Genomic DNA, 17,783 nt, shown 5'->3' on the forward strand with positions numbered 1-17,783 from the left:
CAGATAACGCCAGGATTGGGGAACGACGTGCGCATAGGTATGGGATTGAACTACAGCGGCGGTTTCGCCGAGACGGTCGACGAGGTCGCCGACCTGGAGAAAGCCGGGCTCGACATCGCGTTCGTGCCCGAGGCCTACTCGTTCGACGCGGTGAGCCAGATCGGCTACCTCGCCGCCAAGACCACGACACTCGAACTTGCGTCGGGCATCTTCCAGATCTACACCCGCACGCCCAGCCTGACCGCCATGACGGCGGCCGGCCTCGACTTCGTGTCGGACGGACGCTTCGTGATGGGCCTCGGCGCCTCCGGCCCGCAGGTGATCGAGGGCTTTCACGGCGTCAAGTACGACGCCCCGCTCGGGCGCACCCGCGAGGTCGTCGAGATCTGCCGCAAGGTGTGGCGCCGCGAGAAGGTCGAGTTCCAGGGCAAGTACTACCAGATTCCGCTGCCCGCCGAGAAGGGCACCGGGCTGGGCAAGCCGCTGAAGATCATCAACCACCCTGTGCGTGATCGCATCCCGATCGTCATCGCCTCGCTCGGACCGAAGAACGTGGAGCTGACCGCCGAGATCGCCGAAGGCTGGGAACCCATCTTCTACCACCCGGAGAAGGCGGCGAGCGTGTGGGGCGAGCCGCTGGCCAAGGGCAAGGCGAAGCGCGACCCGAGCCTCGGTGAGCTGCAGGTCTTCGCGTCGCCCGCCCTCGCCATCGGCGACGACGTCGAGCACATGCTCGACTGGGTCCGCCCGGGCCTGGCGCTGTACATCGGCGGCATGGGCGCGAAGGGCAAGAATTTCTACAACGACCTCGCGGTCCGGTACGGCTACGAGAAGGAAGCCGAGACCATCCAGGACCTCTACCTGTCGGGCAAGAAGGACGAGGCCGCCGCCGCGGTGCCGGACGATCTGGTGCGGGCCGTGTCGCTGATCGGTCCGGAGAGCTACGTCGCGGAGCGGGTGGCCGCCTTCGCCGAGTCCGGGGTCACCACGCTCACCGTCACCCCGCTCGCCGCGGATCGTGCGGGACGAGTCGCGCTGGTCGAGAAGCTCCGCAAGATCTGCGGGTAGCCCCGCAAACCCCAGCAGTGCCCAGCCGGAAGAATCAGGAAAGGTGACCATGACCGGAATCAAGCCGATCGTCGTGGGTGTGGACGGATCCGAGGCGGCCTCGGCCGCAGTGGCGTGGGCCGCTCGCGCCGCCGCCGCCCTGTCGCTCCCGCTGCACATCGTGACAGTGGTGCACATTCCTGCCTTCTATTACACCGAGCCGTACCTGGCCGAGAGTTTCAAGGAAGAACTCGAGGACACGGCGAAGGCCCGGCTGGGCAGTGCGCGGGTGCATGCCAAGCAGACGGTGGACGAGCCGCTCGACATCACCACCGAACAGCACGAGGGCAAGGTGAGTCAGACACTTATCGAGCTCTCCGCGAACGCGCACATGGTGGTGCTCGGTTCGCGCGGGCACGGTGAGTTCACCGGTCTGCTGGTCGGTTCCACCACCTCCGCAGTCGCCGCGCACGGCCATTGCCCGCTGGTGGTCGTGCGGGGGCGCACCATGGACGGGCAGCCGCCCACGGAGGGGCCGATCGTGGTCGGCGTCGACGGCTCGGAAAGCAGCAAGGCGGCGGTGGAAGTGGCGTTCGAGCAGGCCGCCGCCCGCGGAGCGAGCCTGGTCGCGGTCAATGTGTGGAGCGATGTCAGTGTGCAGCCGTCGCTCGGCGCCAGCCCGGAGGACCCGCTGTGGAGCAGCATCCAGACGGGTGAAGAGGTGGTGCTGTCGGAGCGCCTCGCCGGATACCAGGAGCGGTATCCCGACGTGACGGTCGAACGCATCGTGGCGCGGGACCGTCCGGTGCGGGTGCTCAGCGAGTTCGCCGAGAAGGCGCAGCTGATCGTGGTCGGCAGCCGCGGCCGGGGTGGCTTCAAGGGAATGCTGCTGGGCTCCACCAGCAATGCGTTGCTCCACACCGCGGATTGCCCGGTGATGATCGTCCGGCCGGAAAGCTAGCGCCCCCGATCACGACGACTGTGCGGTAGCCTTCGCTCGACTTCGCAGAGGAGGTTCGAGTGAAGGCAACCCTCATACTCCGGGGACTGGTCGCCGGCGCAGTGGTTTTCGGCGCAGTGGCCTCGGTCCAGCCGGCGACGGCGAGTGCCGACACGGGCACGCTGCTGCGCCTGCCAGCGAGCGATTCGAACGTCGGTGTCAGCACACTCGAACTGGTGGATCACGATCGCGACGATCCGTGGACGCCGGGCCGTGCGCGATCCATCCCGGTGACGGTCACCTATCCTGCCGGATTCGCCGCGGGCGGAACCCGCTCGCTTCCCGTGATCCTCTTCTCGCCGGGCTTCTATGTGCCGCGGACGCTGTACACGATCGCCGCCGAGGATCTCGCGAGCCGCGGCTACGTGGTGATCGGCATGGACCACACGGGTGAGGCCCTCGCGACGGTGTTCCCGGACGGCCGCGTCGTCACGTCGCAGATCACCGACCCGTACTCCGCGGAAACCCAGAAGAAGGCGCTCGACACCCGGGTGGAGGACGCGAGTTTCGTCGTCGACACCGTCGAATCCCTCTCCCGCGGTGACGACCCCGACGGGATCGGCCGGCTGCTGCCGGACGGCCTCTCCGAGGCCGTCGATCCCGAACGGATCGGGATGTTCGGTCACTCGATCGGCGGAGCCACGACCACCCAGGTCCTCCTCGACGATCCGCGGGTGGACGCCGGGGTCAATGTCGACGGAGCGCTCCTGTACGCGAACACGGCGAGCCCGATCGTTTCCCAGGATCCCGGCACCCCACTGCTCAGTGTGCTCAACTCGCGTCACGCCGAGAGCCCCGAAGGCCGGGACAGGTTCTGGGGACTGTATTTTGCGACCCCCCGGTCCTGGAGCAAGGTCTACGCACTCCGGGACACCGGGCACTTCAGCTTCACCGACGCCGAGCACTACGTCCCGCAGGCGATCCCCGATCCTCCCGGAATGGACGTGCCCGCCGGCTTCAGCCTCGGCACGGCTCCCCGCCAGGAGGTGGTCGACACGACCAACCACCTCGTGGCGGGAATGTTCGACCGCTTCCTGAAGGAGGCTCCGGCACCCGAACTCGACGACGCCGCGTCGCGGTACCCACTGGTCTTCGAGGTGCGTTAGCAGGACGCGGCGCGTTCGCCGCGGCGGAAGTTGCGCATGCCTTAGTAGCCGATTCGCAGAATCAGTTGGGGATGACCCGGCACGTCGAGTCGGCGTGCCAGCCGATGCGCCGAGTCGTCGACGCGAAGCGGGTGGGAGAGAATGGAGGCGCCCAGCCGGGCGTCGACGGCGGTCAGCCACGCTCGTTCGACCGCGATTCCGGTGCGGACCAGGTCGATCGACTCCTGCGTGTCCGATACGAACACGAGGACGGTCTCGCTCTCGATGGCCGCGGCGAGCCGTGCCGAGTCGCGGACGCCGCGGGTGACGACGGGGCGGATCGCGTCGACCGACTCGTGACCGCCCTGCGGCAGCCAGTGCGACGTCCACGGGAAGAGGTCGCGCTGGTGGCTGGGATCCTGCCGAACCCGGTCGGCGGAATAGAGAAGGACGTCGGCGAGCGCGGGCGCCTCGTCCGCGGCGAGCAGCCGAGCGCGGACGCCCTCTATCTCCGCCGCGGCGACGATGTCGGCGATGGTTTCTGCGGGAACCGGTATGTCGGCGAACGCTTCTCGATGACTCCGGCGGCGGGCCATCGCGGAGAACAGCCTCAGCTCGGTGCTGGACGGGGAAGCTGTGCCCACGGCCCGAACGGTGGCGACGAGGTCGCGTCTGCGCGGATCGGGCAGCAGGTCGGTCTCGATCTTCTTGCCGAGCGCCCGCAGCGCGAGCTCCACGTTCGCGACACCCGCACCGCACGAGATCACGCGGTCGGCGCGTGGTGTGTCCGTGAAACCGCGACGCTCCGTGACCTCCGCGCACCCGCCGTCGAGCCGAAGATCCCACGGCTGGGTGTCGTGGACCGACGGGGCCGAGACGATGGCGCGGGAGACCACCTCGATGTCACTGAGCGACCAGCTGTTCATCGCGACCTCCACTTGTCGTGTCCGGGTGTTCCCCCGCAGGCTCAGCCTCCCGCGCACCGCGCCGCCTGCGCTGGGGTCGAAGGTCCCGAATGCGCGAGAGGGAGGTCCCGGAGGGGTGGGCACCGGTCGCCGGCGCGGTACGGTTCGAGGAGAAGACGGTGGAGGTGCAGACATGACCACGCGGGTGTTCCTGGTCGACGACCACGAGATCGTGCGACGAGGCCTGGTCGATCTACTCGGCAGCGTGCCCGACCTCGCGGTCGTCGGGGAGGCTGCGTCCGTCGGCGAGGCGATGGCACGGATCCCGGGCAGCGGCGCCGACGTCGCCGTGCTCGACGTCCGGTTGCCCGACGGCAACGGCGTCGAACTGTGCCGGGACCTCCGCACGTCCCTGCCCGAACTGCGGTGCCTGATGCTCACGTCGTACTCCGACGACGAGGCGCTGTTCGACGCCATCATGGCAGGCGCGTCCGGATTCGTCCTCAAACAGATCCTCGGCACCGACCTGGTCGCCGCCGTGCGGACGGTGGGGGAGGGCGGTTCGCTGCTCGACAGCAGGGCGACGTCGGCGCTGATGAACCGGATCAGGTCCGCGCGCCGGGAAGACCCCCTGGCGGAACTGTCCGAGCAGGAACGCGCCGTGTTCGAATTGATCGGCGAGGGGCTCACCAACCGGGAGATCGCCGAGCGGCTCTTCCTCGCCGAGAAGACGATCAAGAACTATGTGTCACGGCTGTTGTCGAAACTCGGGATGCAACGACGCACGCAGGCCGCCGTGCTGGCCACCGAACTACGCAACCAGCGCTGACTTCTTACTCACGTCAACGGAACCCGCCACGTGACGACGGTTCCGCCGCCCTCGGCGTCGACGGTGCAGGTGCCGCCGCAGTGCTCGGCACGCCGATCGAGGTTGTCCAGTCCGCTGCGCCGGACGCCGTCGGCGATCCCGATGCCGTCGTCCGCGACCGTGACGGTGAGGTCGTCCCCGGCGGCCACCGAGATGTCGATGGTGGTGGCCCGCGCGTGCCGCAGCGCATTGCTCAGGGCTTCCCGCAGCACCGCCTCCGCGTGCTGGTGGATGCGGCTGGGCACGAGAGTGTCGATGGCGCCCGAGAACTGGACGTTCGGCGCGATCGGTGACTGGGAGGTGAGGTCGCCGATCACGTCGAGGAGACGACGGCGCAGACTGGTCGCGGACGCGATCCCGGTGGCCTGCAGATCGAAGATGGTGGTGCGGATCTCGCGCACCGTGCGATCGAGTTGCTCGACCGCGGTGGCCACGATGGAGCGCACGCCCTCTGGAACGTCCCCGACCGCGTGCGTGCTCTGCAGGCTCATGCCGGTGGCGAACAATCGCTGAATGACGTTGTCGTGCAGGTCACGCGCTATCCGGTCGCGGTCGGCGAGCACCGACAGCAGGCGTTGCTTGCTCTGCTGATCGGAGAATTCCACCGCGACGGCAGCCAGGTCGGCCACCGATTCGAGTCGGGCGACCTCGTCCGGATCCCACGCGGTGTTGCCGCGCGCCGTGACCACCAGGATCCCGCCGACCCCCGACGCCGTCGACAACGGCAGCACCGCGGCCCGGCCCGCCTCGGCGGAGAACGGTGCGAGACCGTCGAGACCCGTCAGCAGTGCGGGAGTGCGGGAGAGCAGCACTTCGGCGAACGGCTCGGCCTGGGTGGCGATTCGGAAGCTGTTGCGCAGCGGCCGCACCGTGCTGTCCGCGCCGACCACCGCGCCCTCGCCGAGCGTGACGACGATGAAGACCTCGTCGCCGCTGGACAGTTCGCGTACCTCGGCGGCGAGTGTGTGGAGTGTTTCGTCGAGTGATCCGCCGACCATCAGCCGGGACGTGATCGCCGCGACGGCCGTCAACCACCGCTCCCGCGTCCGCGATTCCTCGAACAGCCGCGAATTCTCCACCGCCACACCTGCCGAGGTCGCGAGCGCGCGCAGGATCACCTCGTCCTCGTCGGTGAACTCGGGTCCGCTGAGTTTCTCGGTGAGATAGATGCTCCCGAAAACCTTGCCCCGCATCATGATCGGCATGCCCAGAAAGCTCCTCATCGGTGGATGATCGGGCGGGAAGCCGATCGACCCCGGGTGATCGGCCAGGTTGGCGAGGCGCACCGGGCGGGGGTCGTGGATCAGCAGTCCCAGCAGACCGAGGCCTTCGGGCAGATGGCCCATGTGCGCACGCTCTTCCGGCGTGATGCCCTCGTAGACGAACTCCGACAGCCCCCCGTCGGGGGCGTGGACACCGAGCGCACCGTACCGGGCGTCGAGCAGGGACGTGGCCGAAGTGACGATGCGCTGCAGGGTGGAATCCAGCTCGAGTCCCGAACCGACCACGAGGACCGCCTCGAACAGTCGCTGCAGACTTCGGCGGGTGGGGACCACGTCGGCGAGCCCCTCCCGAAACTCACTGATCCTCGCCTCGTGCCCGCCGTCCGCTCCCATGTCTGCAGCATAGGTCCGGAGGCGGCGTAACGCCGCGAACCGCGGCGTCGATAAGGGCTCGAGTGTTTACTCATTCGAACTAATGCTTACCCATTGACGTGACGAGGGAGAAGAAGAATGAATCGACGGCACTTCGGACGACTGGTCGCGGCAGGTCTGACCGCTGCAGTGGCAGCGACGATGATGTTCACCGGTGTCGTATCGGCGCAGCCCGCAGATTCCGCCCCCGTCGTCGACCCGGCCACCGCGATCGCGAAGCTGCGCACCGTCGCCGCCGGTAACCCCGAGGCCGAAGCCGCCCTCGAGCGACTCGCCGCGTCGCCGACCGACACCGCGGCAACGAACATCGCCCTCCCGGGCCAGATCTTCCAGATCCCCGCGTACTCCGACACCGGGCAGGGCGGTCCGGTCCTCGGACAGCTGTACGGCGCGGGCGTGGCGACCAACATGAGCAACCAGTTCCGCTTCGGATTCTTCGGCGGACCGGGCGTCATCGCGAACGACCAGACCGGTGCCGAACTCGATGTCGTCTACTACAGCTTCGCCACCGGTGCCAGCGGCATCGTGAAGCTGGACCAGAACAACGTCGCGGTTCCCACGGTCGTCTCCTCTCCGCCGGTCGCCGGGCTCGGCAGCGGTCTGGTCGTGGCGGCGGTGTACGGCTCGCTGAACCACCAGGTGGGGCCGAACGTCGTCAAGAGCACGATCTGGTGGCCCACCCTCGGCACCGTGCTCGCCTGACCGTTCGAGAACTCAGGAGGCAGGTTCGGCTCCCGGCCGGGCCTGCCACCACTCTCTCCAGCGCTCTTCGAGTTCGGCCCACTCCTCGTCGTCCAGGTCGTAGGCCGCCAGCAGGATCTGCGCACCGCCGTTGGGGCGTGCCGCGTTGACGGGCTGCTCGCCGAACTGCAACAGTCCCGGGCCGAGGTCGTCGACACTCACCGCGGTCTGGTGTTCGCCCACGAAACACACGACCCCGTGCAGCAGATCGCCCGTCTCGGCGACCACGGTGAAATGATCGCCGACCGTCATTCCCTCGAGTTTGTCGAGGCCGAGCAGATGCCGCGCCGAATCACCCTCCGCGACCGGGCCTTCGAGGAACAGCGTGCGACGCTCGTCGAGTCCGTGCCGCTCGATGCCGAACTTGAGGAACTGCAGGAACGTGGTCCAGCCCTCGGTGACGTCGTCGTACCAGTCGTCGGCGGCGGGGTCGCCGCTGCGGGGCGGGCGGGTGATCCGCACCAGCGTGGTGCCCTCGTGCTCGTGGAGGCTGAACTTGTCGGCGCCGTTCAGGGCCAGAGTGAAGGCGGCGGCGTCCTCTTTCACGTCGTCGAAGTAAATTTCCCTGATCTCGTCGGCCAGGCCGGCGTAGTCCCAGCCGTGCCAGCGCCGGATCAACTCCGGGTCGCGCAGGGCAGGCCACACCACCGACGGCGCCGCAGCGACGGACACCTCGATCACGGGCTGGGGTTCGGTCACGCGTTCTCCTGCGTCGTCACTGTTGCCGGTCCGACATGCACCACCGACCGCCAGAGATGCACCACCATGACGACGAACGCCACGCACCACACGGTGAATGCACACCACAGTTCGGCACTACCGACGATACCGACGAGTGGAAGATGGTCCGCACGCCCCAGGTAGATGCCGGCGGCCCCGTACATGCCGAGTGGGAAGACGATGCTCCACACGGTGGTGTCGTAGCGCAGCGGCACCTTGTTCGCGACGTGACGCCACGATCGGTCGAGATCAGGTCGAACCCGCCCAGGTTCATGCCACCGAGATGATGCCGCTGGCCATCACGATCTTGAAATAGCCCGGGTTCAGGCTTCGAACGGACTCCTCGACACGATCGAGTACGACCGTCACATGGCGACGGTGAGCAGGAACGCGACGTCCTCGATCGCCTCGACGCTGTGCCGATCAGTCGGAAGAACCAGCAGATCGCCGGTGGAACCCTTCCACGAGTCCTCGCCGGCCACGAGGTTCAGTTTGCCGCTGAGAATGAACAGGGTGGCCTCGCCCGGGCTCTCGTGTTCCGCCATCTTCTGACCCGCGGCCAAGGCGATGACGGTCTGTCGGAGGCTGCGCCGATGCCCGCCGTACACGGTCTGCGAACTGCGGCCGCTGGACGTCCCGCCTGCCAACTTCAGTTGCTGACGGGCAAGGGCGGTCAGTGACTTCTTGTCCATGAGGTGAGTATGAACCACTGCGCGCACCGTCACCCGTCGAATGGGGTAACGGTGCGGCGGCAAAGGGGTCGTTCAGCGCCGGATGAGGGCCCAGCCCTGGGCCGCCGCGAACGCGCCGACCACCACGGCCTGCAGCAGCACCCAGACGACGCCGACGGTGGTGAGGTGCTGCCACTCCGTGAGCACCAGGGCCACGCTCGCGCCCACCCAGAAGACGTTCGCGAGGACGACGGCGTCCACCGCGGCCGGCGAAGGGCGGGCCGGCAGGCTCACCGCCCACACCCCAGCGGTGAAGACGATCAGGAAGACGCCGATGGCACGCAGGAAGCCGGCTGTCGGGCCGAGGACGTCGTCGAGCACGGTGGCGGCGGCGAGGTAGGCGACGCCGTTGGCGCCGGTGACGACGGCGTCGACGCGGAGGGCGAGGCGCAGTGGGGAGAGAGCGGTGCGGGTTTCGAGTGCGGCGATCATGTCGGCGGTCCTCACGTGAGACGGGTGAACGGGTACGTCACTCAGACTCGCGCCGAAGCCGAATGCTCTCAATTACCTCGCAGGTAATGCTCGCGTGTAGGTGATCCACCGGTAGCGGGTGCCGTTCTTCGCCGACGTGAGCCACTCACCGGTGTCCTGCGCGTGCCAGGAGTCGTCGATCGGAGGTGCCCAGGCGTCGCCGTCGATCGTGACGTCGATCTCGGAGACCAGCAGTTGAGTGGCGAACGGCATTGCCGCCGTGTAGATCTGGGCGCCGCCGATGACGCAGACGTCCTCGTCGGTGAGCGCGAGCGCGGAGCCGAGCCCGTCGGCGGACTCGGCACCCTCCGCAGTCCAGTCGGGCTGACGGCTGATCACGATGTTGCGCCGCCCGGGCAGGGGCCGGAACCTCGGGGGCAGCGAGTCCCACGTCCGGCGGCCCATGATCACCGGGTGACCCTGCGTCACCTTCTTGAAATACGCCATGTCCTCGGGGACGTGCCACGGGATCGTGTTGTCGCGGCCGATGACGCCGCCGACGCCCTGGGCCCAGACCAGCTTGACCTGCCGCGCCGCCACTAGACGGCCACCGGCGCCTTGATGGCGGGGTGGTGCCGGTAGTCGACGATCTCCACGTCCTCGAAGGTGTAGTCGAAGATCGAATCCCGCTTGTTCAACTTCAGCTTCGGGTACGGCAACGGTTCCCGGCTCAACTGCTCGGTGACCTGGTCGACGTGATTGTCGTAGATGTGGCAGTCGCCGCCCGTCCAGATGAAGTCGCCCGGTTCGAGCCCGGCCTGCTGCGCCACCATGTGGGTGAGGAGCGCGTAGCTCGCGATGTTGAACGGCACACCCAGGAACAGGTCGGCGCTGCGCTGGTACAGCTGGCACGACAGCTTGCCGTCCGCGACGTAGAACTGGAAGAACGCGTGGCACGGCGCCAGCGCCATCTGCGGGATGTCGCCGACGTTCCACGCCGACACGATGATGCGACGCGAGTCCGGGTTCGACTTCAGCGTCTCGATGGTCTGGGTGATCTGATCGATGTGCTCGCCGGACGGGGTCGGCCAGCTGCGCCACTGCACGCCGTACACCGGGCCCAGTTCGCCGTCCGCGTCCGCCCACTCGTCCCAGATCGTGACGCCGTTGTCCTGGAGCCACTTCACGTTGGAATCGCCGCGCAGGAACCACAACAGTTCGTAGACGATCGACTTGAGGTGCACCTTCTTCGTGGTGATCAGCGGAAACCCGTCCGCGAGGTTCCAGCGCATCTGATGACCGAAGACGCTCTTCGTGCCGGTCCCGGTGCGGTCTGCCTTCGGGGTGCCCGTGTCCATGACGAGTCGGAGCAGGTCTTCATACGGGGTCGGCACAGTCACGGCGTCCAGTTTAGGCGCTCCGCGCCCGTGCGCCTTTTCGGTAGCTGGAACAACCGGAAAGGCGCACGAGCGCTAGCCTTCGCCCATGCGTGAACTCTTCGTGATCGGCATCGGTGCCGGCGACCCCGACCAGGTGACGGTCCAGGCGATCAAGGCGATGAACAAGGCCGATGTGTTCTTCGTCATCGGCAAGGGTGACGAGAAGCAGGACCTCGTCGATCTCCGCACCACGATCCTCGAGGAGCACGTCGCCGGCCCGTACCGCGTCGTGGACATCGTCGATCCGCCCCGCGACCGCACGCCGTCCGACTACGAGGGCGTGGTCGACGACTGGCACGAGCGCCGGGCGGCGCTGTTCGAGGCCGAGTTCGCGTCCGAGCCGGGGGTCGGGGCGATCCTCGTGTGGGGTGACCCGTCTCTCTACGACAGCACGCTGCGGATCGTCGAGCGGGTGCTCGCCCGCGGCAACGTGTCGTTCGACTACTCGGTGATCCCGGGCGTCACCAGCGTGCAGTCGCTGGCCGCGCAGCACCGGATCGTGCTCAACCGGATCGGCGAACCCGTGCACATCACGACCGGCAGGCGACTGGCCGAGGGTCTGCCCGACGGTGTCGACAACGCCGTGGTCATGCTCGACGCCCACTGCACGTTCACCCAGGTCCCCGGCGACGACGTCCAGATCTGGTGGGGTGCCTACCTCGGCACACCCGACGAGGTGCTGATCTCCGGTCGCCTGCGCGACGTCGAGGACGAGATCCAGCGGGTGCGCGCCGCATTGCGCGACCGCAAGGGCTGGATCATGGACACCTATCTCCTCCGCAGGTGAGTGAGAAAGCGTGGAGGAGCACACTTCGGCGCTCACCTACCGTTAGCCTGGGACCATGCCCGAGCTGCCCGAGGTGGAGGCGTTAGCCGAGTTCCTGCGTGAACATGCCGTGGGAGCGGTCGTCGGCCGAGTGGACGTGGCGGCCCTGAGCGTGCTCAAGACGTTCGACCCCCCGATCACCGACCTGCAGGGTCGCGACGTGACGGGCGCGACCCGGTTCGGCAAGCACCTCGCACTCGATTGTTCCGGGTTGTGGCTCGTCACCCACCTCTCGCGTGGGGGCTGGTTGCGCTGGACCGACAACCCGTCGGCGGCGCCGCCGAAACCGGGGAAGGGTCCGCTGGCGCTGCGGGTGCACTTCTTCACCCCGGAGGGCGCGACGCCGGCGTTCGACCTCACCGAGGCGGGCACCAAGAAACGGCTCGCGGTGTGGGTGGTGCACGACCCGCAGGAGGTGGAGGGGATAGCCCGGCTCGGACCCGACGCCCTCGCCGTCACCGAACCCGAGTTCGCGGCGCTGCTGTCCACCACGTCGGCGCGGATCAAGAATGCGCTCGTCGACCAGTCGCTGCTCGCCGGCGTCGGCAACGCGTACTCCGACGAAATCCTGCACACCGCAAAGATTTCCCCGTTCGCCACGTCGCGCACTCTGCCGGAAGACCAGGTGCACGTGCTGTACGACGCGATGCGGTCGGTGCTCAGCGACGCCGTCCAGAGGTCGCTCGGCCAGGATGCGGCGCGGCTGAAGGGGGAGAAGCGATCCGGGATGCGGGTGCACGCCCGGACCGGCCTCCCCTGTCCCGTCTGCGGCGACACTGTTCGGGAAGTGTCGTTCGCGGAGAAGTCTTTTCAGTACTGCGCGACATGCCAGACCGGAGGCAAGGTGCTCGCCGACCGCCGGATGTCGCGGCTGCTGAAGTAGGCGTCGGCGCGAAACGGTGCCCGCATATAGTTGTGACCATGCGTGAACAGGCACCCGTACGGTTCGGTACACCTCTGACGGCAGGCGCGACGCGCGTGATGCTGCTCGGGTCGGGTGAGCTGGGCAAGGAAGTGATCATCGCCCTCCAGCGGCTGGGGGTCGAGGTGATCGCCGTCGACCGCTACGACAACGCGCCGGGCCACCAGGTGGCGCACCGCGCGCACACGATCGACATGAGCGACCCGGAGGCGCTGTTGCGTCTCGTCGAGGAGGAACGCCCCCACTTCGTGGTCCCCGAGATCGAGGCGATCGCCACCGATGCGCTGGCCACGATCGAGGAGCGCGGCGCCGCGGTGGTCATCCCCACCGCGCGGGCGACGCAGCTGACGATGAACCGTGAGGGGATCCGGCGCCTCGCGGCGGAGGAGCTGGGGCTGCCGACGTCGCCCTACGAGTTCGCCGAATCGCTCGAGGAGGTCCGCGCGGCCACCGAGCGCATCGGCTTTCCCTGCGTGATCAAGCCGGTGATGTCGTCGTCCGGAAAGGGGCAGTCCACGGTGCGCGGCGCCGGCGAAGTCGAGACGGCCTGGGAGTACGCGCTCGCGGGCGGCCGCATCAATTACGGCCGCGTCATCGTGGAGGGGTTCGTCGACTTCGACTACGAGATCACTCAGCTCACTGTCCGGGCGATCGGCGCCGACGGCGAGGTGGGCACCTTCTTCTGCGAGCCCATCGGGCATCTGCAGGACTCGGGCGATTACGTGGAGTCGTGGCAGCCGCAACCGATGAGCGACGCGGCACTCGCCCGGTCGCGGGAGGTGGCCGAGAAGGTGACCGCAGCGCTGGGTGGGCGCGGGATCTTCGGTGTGGAACTGTTCGTGAAGGGCGACGACGTCTACTTCTCGGAGGTCAGTCCGCGACCGCACGACACGGGCTTGGTCACCCTTCGGACACAACGACTCTCGGAATTCGAACTGCATGCCCGCGCCATTCTCGGCCTGCCCGTCGACACCACCCTCACGGCACCCGGTGCGTCCGCGGTGATCTACGGCGGCGTCGACGCCACCGGTATCGGCTTCGAGGGCGTCGCCGACGCGATGGCGGTCCCCGAGACGGACCTCCGCCTGTTCGGCAAGCCCGAGAGCTTCGTCCGCAGGCGGATGGGCGTCGCCGTGTCCACGGGGCCGGACGTCGAGACCGCGCGCAGCCGCGCGCGGGAGGCGGCTTCCCGCGTCGAGCCCGTCGCGTGAGTCCGGGCGCCGAACTCCTCGTCGGCCTGGCCATCGTCATCGGGCTCGTCGGAATCGTCATCCCGATCCTGCCCGGAACGATCCTCATCTTCGCGGCAATCCTGGTGTGGGCCATCATGACCGGTGGCGCGACGGCGTGGACGGTGTTCGCGGTCGCAACGGTGTTCCTCGTGATCAGTGGCGTCGTCAAATACACCTGGCCCGGTAAACGGATGCGCACGGCCGGGGTTCCCAGCCGGTCGCTGATCGTCGGCGGACTGGCCGGGATCGTGGGGTTCTTCGTCGTTCCCGTGGTGGGGTTGTTCCTCGGTTTCATCGCGGGAACGTATGTGGCCGAGCTCTACCGGCTGCGTGCGCACAACCGGGCGTGGGCGTCGACGTGGCACGCCTGCAAGGCCGTCGGGCTGTCGATGCTGATCGAACTGCTCGGCGCCCTGATCGCTTCCGGTGTGTGGCTGGCCGCGGTGGCCGCGACGTAGGTCGCTCGCAATCGTCGCCGAGGGGTATCCAGAAGGGTCCTCCACCTGCGATGATGAAATGCGGATGTTGATCTTCCCGGCCAGCGGAGGAATACGCCGTGAACAAGAAGACGACCTGGATCCTGGCGCCCCTCGCTGCCGTGGCCCTCTCCCTGAGCGGCTGCGGCGACGACTCGTCCGACTCGGCGGCGCCGAGCACGACCAGCGCCGCCGCCACGAGCAGCGGCGAAGCGGCGCCCGCGTCGAACATGATGGAGAAGGTTCCGTCACCTTTCGTGATGACCCCACAGATGGAGCCGACCTACGTCGGTGCGGTCGACGGATCCGACGCGTATATCGCGCTGGCCCGGTCCGGGGACGACATGATCGCCTTCCTGTGCGACGGAGACCAGATGTGGACGTGGATGACCGGCACCATGGACGGCGACAAGGCGTCGCTGTCGTCGCCGGACGGAGCGACACTCACCGCGTCGATGAGTGACGGCACCGTGACGGGGCAGGTCAGCGCGCCGGGCATGCCCGACAAGGCATTCGTGGCCCATCCGGCTGCTGCGGAGGAAGGCATGTTCCGGGCAACCACCAACCACGACGGCGCCGATTACACCCTCGGCTGGATCATGACCGCCGACGGCGTCCGGGGGCTCGAACGGCAGGCCAACGGATCGAGCACCGGTGCCATCGCGGTCGACCGGAACGACGACGACATGGACGATCGGCAGCGTGAGCGGCGGCAGGAACGCCGCGAACAGCTGGACTGCGACGAGATGAACAACTACAACATGTGGCTGGTGGCGCAGCCACAGACGCCGCCGGTGGCCGAGATGGTGTCGATGAACAGTGTGCAGATGGAAGGGTGTTGACACGGGTCCTGCGTGCTAGCAGGCCCCTCCGGGAGCGTCGCAGCGGTACCAGGCGCGCGCGTTGCCGCCCATGACGGCGTCGAAGTCGTCACCCACCGCGTCCGCGACGATGTCGATGTCGCTGTCCTGGAACACTCTTCGGGAACGACTACCCGGAAGGTCGGTGCCGAACATCAGCGCCTCGGGGTTGACGGCGTGGATCTTGCGCAGCACGTCGCCGACGTTCTCGATGGTGGTCCGCCCGAACCCGGTTGCCTTCACCCGAACTCCGCGGTCGACGAGGTCGAGCAGGTACGGCAGGCCCCGTGTCGACATCCCCAGGTGGTCGATGCACACGGCGGGGAGTTTTGCGAACACCGGCTCGAGCGACAGCAGCAGCGTGGCGTCCACGTAGAACTCGGCGTGCCAGCCGGCCAGCTCGTACGCGCGCAGGGCCTGCTTGGTGAGGAGCTTCACGTCGGTCGCGCTGCGCCGGAGGTTGAATCGGAGGGCCCGCACGCCGGCGCGGTCGAGTTCGAGGATGCTCTCATCGGTGGCGTCGGGTTCCATCTGGGTGACGCCCACCCAGCTGGGGCCGAGCTCCGCGAGCGCCGCCTTCAGGTAGTTCTGATCGGTCCCCTGGTACGAGGCCGTGACGACCGCGCCGCCGTCCACGCCGAAGCCTTCCGTGCGCGCCCGGTAGTCGGCGATGGTGAACGGCTCCGGCAGGTAGCCGTGGTTCTCGACCACCGGGAACCGGGGGTCGATGATGTGAACATGGGCGTCAAACACGACCTATATCCTGCCTTGTGCGGGGGACACGTTGCGTGGCGGAGCGGTGCGCGAGTGCTGGTACAAGCGTCCTACACATACGTCTGAGACTCTTTAGGGTGAGGTCATGGGAAATCGCGAAGACCTGATCGACGGCGCCGCGCGCAGCCTGTACGACAAGGGATACTCGCGGACGACGGCCCGGGACATCGCGTCGGCCTCCGGGGTGAGCCTCGCGGCGATCGGCTACCACTTCGGCACCAAGGAGGCGCTGCTCCACGCCGCCCTGTACCGGGAGATGGAGCGCTGGGGTGACGACCTCGCGACGGCCGCCGCGAAGAAGATCGAACCCGGCATGAGTTCGACGGAACGGTTCGAAGCCATCTGGACCGGGGTCATCGAGTCGTTCACCGCCCATCGTCGGTTGTGGATGCTGCAGTTCGAACTGCTCGGGCACCTGGACTCCCTGCCGGAATTGAGAAAGAACCTGGTGGCGTCGACGGCCGACGCCCGCGAAGGGCTGGTCGAACTGTTCGGTGACGCGGGCATCGAGCCCGGCCGGGCACACACATTGGGCGCTCTCTACCAGGCACTGCTGCTCGGCGTCGCGGAGCAGTGGCTGGTGGACCCCGACCATGCGATGTCGGCCGAGGAACTGCTCACGGCGTTGCGGGCGCTGTCGTCACACCTGGCCTGAGACGACGGAAGGGAACCTCCCGCAGGAGGTTCCCTTCACACCGATTCGAAAGATCAGGCCTTGTCGGGCTCGCTGGCCTTGAGCATGTCCTCGCGCTCGACGACCTTGATCCGCTCACGGCCCTCGGGCTCGCCCAGGCTGCGCTCGTGCGCATCGAGGCGGTACCAGCCCTGCCAGGTGGTGTACGGGACCTGCTTGCCCTCGAGGAACTCGATGATCGCGTCCTCGGACGGGTTGGCGGGCTCGGCGAAACCGGACCGGTCCTCGAGCAGGTTCGCGACGGTCTCGTTCGCGTCGCCCTTGGTGTGGCCGATCAGGCCGACCGGGCCGCGCTTGATCCACCCGGTGACGTACGTGGCGGGCATGAACCGGTCGTTGCCCTCGGCGGTGTCGTCGGCGATGACGCGTCCGGCCTCGTTCGGGACGGTACCGGCCTGCTCGTCGAACGGGAGCTTGGCGATGTTCTGCGACAGGTAGCCCACCGCCCGGTACACGGCCTGCACGTCCCAGTCGTTGAACTTGCCGGTGCCCTTGACGTTGCCGGTGCCGTCGAGCTGGGTGCGCTCGGTGCGCAGACCGACGACCTTGCCGTCCTCGCCGAGCACCTCGGTGGGCGATTCGAAGAAGTGCAGGAACAGCTTGTGCGGACGGTTGCCCACGTCGCGGATGGCCCAGTCCTGCAGGGTGTTGGCGACCATGTCGACCTGCTTGGAGTTGCGGCGCGCCTGCTCGGAGCCCTCGTCGTAGTCGATGTCCTCGGGATCGACGATGACCTCGATCGTCGGCGAGTGGTCGAGTTCACGCAGCTCGAGGGGGGTGAACTTGGCCTGCGCCGGTCCGCGGCGACCGAACACGTGGACCTCGACGGCCTTGTTGGCCTTGAGTCCCTCGTAAACGTTGGCCGGGATCTCCGTCGGCAGCAGTTCGTCGCCGGTCTTGGCGAGGACGCGGGCGATGTCGAGGGCGACGTTGCCGACACCGAGGACGGCGACCTTCTCGGCCTCGAGGGGCCAGGTGCGCGGGACGTCAGGGTGGCCGTCGTACCAGGAGACGAAGTCGGCGGCGCCGTAGCTGCCGTCCAGTTCGATGCCCGGGATGCCCAGGGCGCGGTCGGCGTTGGCACCGGTGGAGAAGATCACCGCGTCGTAGAAATTGTGCAGGTCTTCGAGGGTGATGTCGCTGCCGTAGTCGATGTTGCCCAGCAGGCGCACCGACGGCTTGTCGAGCACCTTGTGCAGGGCGGTGATGATGCCCTTGATGCGCGGGTGGTCGGGTGCGACGCCGTACCGGATCAGACCGAAGGGGGCAGGCATCCGCTCGAAGAGGTCGATGCTGATCCCGCCGTCAGACGCGGCATCGGATTTCATGAGAGCGTCGGCTGCGTAGATACCGGCGGGGCCGGCACCCACGATCGCAACGCGCAACGGACGTGTCTG

Annotated in this window: 21 protein-coding genes; 11 read left to right on the forward strand and 10 right to left on the reverse strand. The window is 67.8% G+C overall.

What is annotated here, in order from left to right; translation table 11 throughout:
• Positions 1–27 precede the first annotated feature (27 nt).
• The 3 genes from ACNJ7E_RS18900 to ACNJ7E_RS18910 are packed head-to-tail and all read left to right on the forward strand — an operon-like array spanning position 28 to position 3,153.
• A complete protein-coding gene (locus ACNJ7E_RS18900; RefSeq protein ID WP_011595049.1) occupies positions 28–1,068 on the forward strand; it encodes an LLM class F420-dependent oxidoreductase in 1,041 nt (346 codons plus the stop codon).
• A gap of 49 nt (positions 1,069–1,117) precedes the next feature.
• On the forward strand, positions 1,118–2,008 hold the full coding sequence (locus ACNJ7E_RS18905) for a universal stress protein (protein ID WP_280780359.1): 891 nt from the start codon (positions 1,118–1,120) through the stop codon (positions 2,006–2,008).
• 59 nt (positions 2,009–2,067) lie between these two features.
• Positions 2,068–3,153, forward strand: coding sequence for an alpha/beta hydrolase family protein (locus ACNJ7E_RS18910; protein WP_418340691.1), 1,086 nt, complete (start codon positions 2,068–2,070; stop codon positions 3,151–3,153).
• A gap of 41 nt (positions 3,154–3,194) precedes the next feature.
• Here the strand turns inward: ACNJ7E_RS18910 and ACNJ7E_RS18915 are convergent, their stop codons facing one another.
• Entirely contained in the window at positions 3,195–4,058 is an 864-nt protein-coding gene (locus tag ACNJ7E_RS18915; protein ID WP_418340692.1) for a nitroreductase family protein, read from the reverse strand.
• Positions 4,059–4,230: 172 nt separating this feature from the next.
• Here ACNJ7E_RS18915 and ACNJ7E_RS18920 point away from each other — a divergent pair, with 172 nt between their 5' ends.
• A complete protein-coding gene (locus tag ACNJ7E_RS18920; protein ID WP_280780356.1) occupies positions 4,231–4,866 on the forward strand; it encodes a response regulator transcription factor in 636 nt (211 codons plus the stop codon).
• A gap of 8 nt (positions 4,867–4,874) precedes the next feature.
• On the opposite strand, the gene ACNJ7E_RS18925 is transcribed toward ACNJ7E_RS18920, so the two are convergent.
• Positions 4,875–6,521: a sensor histidine kinase gene (locus ACNJ7E_RS18925; protein ID WP_280780355.1), complete on the reverse strand. Its 1,647-nt coding sequence runs from the start codon at positions 6,519–6,521 to the stop codon at positions 4,875–4,877.
• A 117-nt stretch (positions 6,522–6,638) separates the two neighbouring features.
• Between ACNJ7E_RS18925 and ACNJ7E_RS18930 the strand changes: the two genes are divergently transcribed.
• Positions 6,639–7,262, forward strand: coding sequence for a Tat pathway signal protein (locus ACNJ7E_RS18930; protein ID WP_280780354.1), 624 nt, complete (start codon positions 6,639–6,641; stop codon positions 7,260–7,262).
• Positions 7,263–7,274: 12 nt separating this feature from the next.
• On the opposite strand, the gene ACNJ7E_RS18935 is transcribed toward ACNJ7E_RS18930, so the two are convergent.
• The 6 genes from ACNJ7E_RS18935 to ACNJ7E_RS18960 all read right to left on the reverse strand — a co-directional run bounded on the left by ACNJ7E_RS18935 (position 7,275) and on the right by ACNJ7E_RS18960 (position 10,563).
• Complete coding sequence (locus tag ACNJ7E_RS18935) at positions 7,275–8,000, reverse strand: SRPBCC family protein (RefSeq protein ID WP_280780353.1); 726 nt, start codon at positions 7,998–8,000, stop codon at positions 7,275–7,277.
• A complete protein-coding gene (locus ACNJ7E_RS18940) occupies positions 7,997–8,236 on the reverse strand; it encodes an SLAC1 family transporter (protein ID WP_280780352.1) in 240 nt (79 codons plus the stop codon). The genes ACNJ7E_RS18935 and ACNJ7E_RS18940 overlap by 4 nt, the downstream gene beginning before the upstream one ends.
• Before the next feature lie 150 nt (positions 8,237–8,386).
• Complete coding sequence (locus tag ACNJ7E_RS18945) at positions 8,387–8,713, reverse strand: cupin domain-containing protein (RefSeq protein ID WP_087559051.1); 327 nt, start codon at positions 8,711–8,713, stop codon at positions 8,387–8,389.
• 72 nt (positions 8,714–8,785) lie between these two features.
• The gene (locus ACNJ7E_RS18950; protein WP_280780351.1) at positions 8,786–9,184 is read right to left on the reverse strand and encodes a hypothetical protein; all 399 of its coding nucleotides are present in this window, start codon (positions 9,182–9,184) and stop codon (positions 8,786–8,788) included.
• A gap of 72 nt (positions 9,185–9,256) precedes the next feature.
• On the reverse strand, positions 9,257–9,763 hold the full coding sequence (locus ACNJ7E_RS18955; protein ID WP_280780350.1) for a dihydrofolate reductase: 507 nt from the start codon (positions 9,761–9,763) through the stop codon (positions 9,257–9,259).
• Positions 9,763–10,563: a thymidylate synthase gene (locus ACNJ7E_RS18960; RefSeq protein WP_280780349.1), complete on the reverse strand. Its 801-nt coding sequence runs from the start codon at positions 10,561–10,563 to the stop codon at positions 9,763–9,765. Before ACNJ7E_RS18960 ends, ACNJ7E_RS18955 begins: the two co-directional genes overlap by 1 nt.
• 85 nt (positions 10,564–10,648) lie before the next feature.
• Here ACNJ7E_RS18960 and cobF point away from each other — a divergent pair, with 85 nt between their 5' ends.
• From cobF to ACNJ7E_RS18985, 5 genes are all read left to right on the forward strand, one after another.
• Entirely contained in the window at positions 10,649–11,389 is a 741-nt protein-coding gene (gene cobF, locus ACNJ7E_RS18965; RefSeq protein ID WP_418340693.1) for a precorrin-6A synthase (deacetylating), read from the forward strand.
• Positions 11,390–11,444: 55 nt separating this feature from the next.
• Positions 11,445–12,311, forward strand: a complete 867-nt coding sequence (locus tag ACNJ7E_RS18970; protein ID WP_418340694.1) for an Fpg/Nei family DNA glycosylase — start codon at positions 11,445–11,447, stop codon at positions 12,309–12,311.
• A 38-nt stretch (positions 12,312–12,349) separates the two neighbouring features.
• Positions 12,350–13,561: a formate-dependent phosphoribosylglycinamide formyltransferase gene (purT, locus tag ACNJ7E_RS18975; RefSeq protein ID WP_418340695.1), complete on the forward strand. Its 1,212-nt coding sequence runs from the start codon at positions 12,350–12,352 to the stop codon at positions 13,559–13,561.
• On the forward strand, positions 13,558–14,040 hold the full coding sequence (locus tag ACNJ7E_RS18980; protein ID WP_283336339.1) for a DUF456 domain-containing protein: 483 nt from the start codon (positions 13,558–13,560) through the stop codon (positions 14,038–14,040). Before purT ends, ACNJ7E_RS18980 begins: the two co-directional genes overlap by 4 nt.
• 98 nt (positions 14,041–14,138) lie before the next feature.
• The gene (locus ACNJ7E_RS18985) at positions 14,139–14,900 is read left to right on the forward strand and encodes a hypothetical protein (RefSeq protein ID WP_280780345.1); all 762 of its coding nucleotides are present in this window, start codon (positions 14,139–14,141) and stop codon (positions 14,898–14,900) included.
• Between the two features lie 15 nt (positions 14,901–14,915).
• On the opposite strand, the gene ACNJ7E_RS18990 is transcribed toward ACNJ7E_RS18985, so the two are convergent.
• Positions 14,916–15,671 carry an amidohydrolase family protein gene (locus tag ACNJ7E_RS18990; RefSeq protein ID WP_105415221.1) on the reverse strand — a complete coding sequence of 252 codons (756 nt, stop codon included), beginning with the start codon at positions 15,669–15,671 and terminating at the stop codon, positions 14,916–14,918.
• 106 nt (positions 15,672–15,777) lie between these two features.
• On the opposite strand from ACNJ7E_RS18990, the gene ACNJ7E_RS18995 reads away from it, so the two are divergent.
• The gene (locus ACNJ7E_RS18995; RefSeq protein WP_280780344.1) at positions 15,778–16,347 is read left to right on the forward strand and encodes a TetR/AcrR family transcriptional regulator; all 570 of its coding nucleotides are present in this window, start codon (positions 15,778–15,780) and stop codon (positions 16,345–16,347) included.
• Positions 16,348–16,400: 53 nt separating this feature from the next.
• On the opposite strand, the gene ACNJ7E_RS19000 is transcribed toward ACNJ7E_RS18995, so the two are convergent.
• Positions 16,401–17,783, reverse strand: a 1,383-nt coding sequence (locus ACNJ7E_RS19000) for an FAD-dependent oxidoreductase (RefSeq protein WP_418340696.1), incomplete at its 5' end; no start/stop codon positions are given.

This window comes from Rhodococcus mengyinensis (assembly GCF_048381435.1).
GTDB lineage: Bacteria > Actinomycetota > Actinomycetes > Mycobacteriales > Mycobacteriaceae > Rhodococcus_F > Rhodococcus_F opacus_D.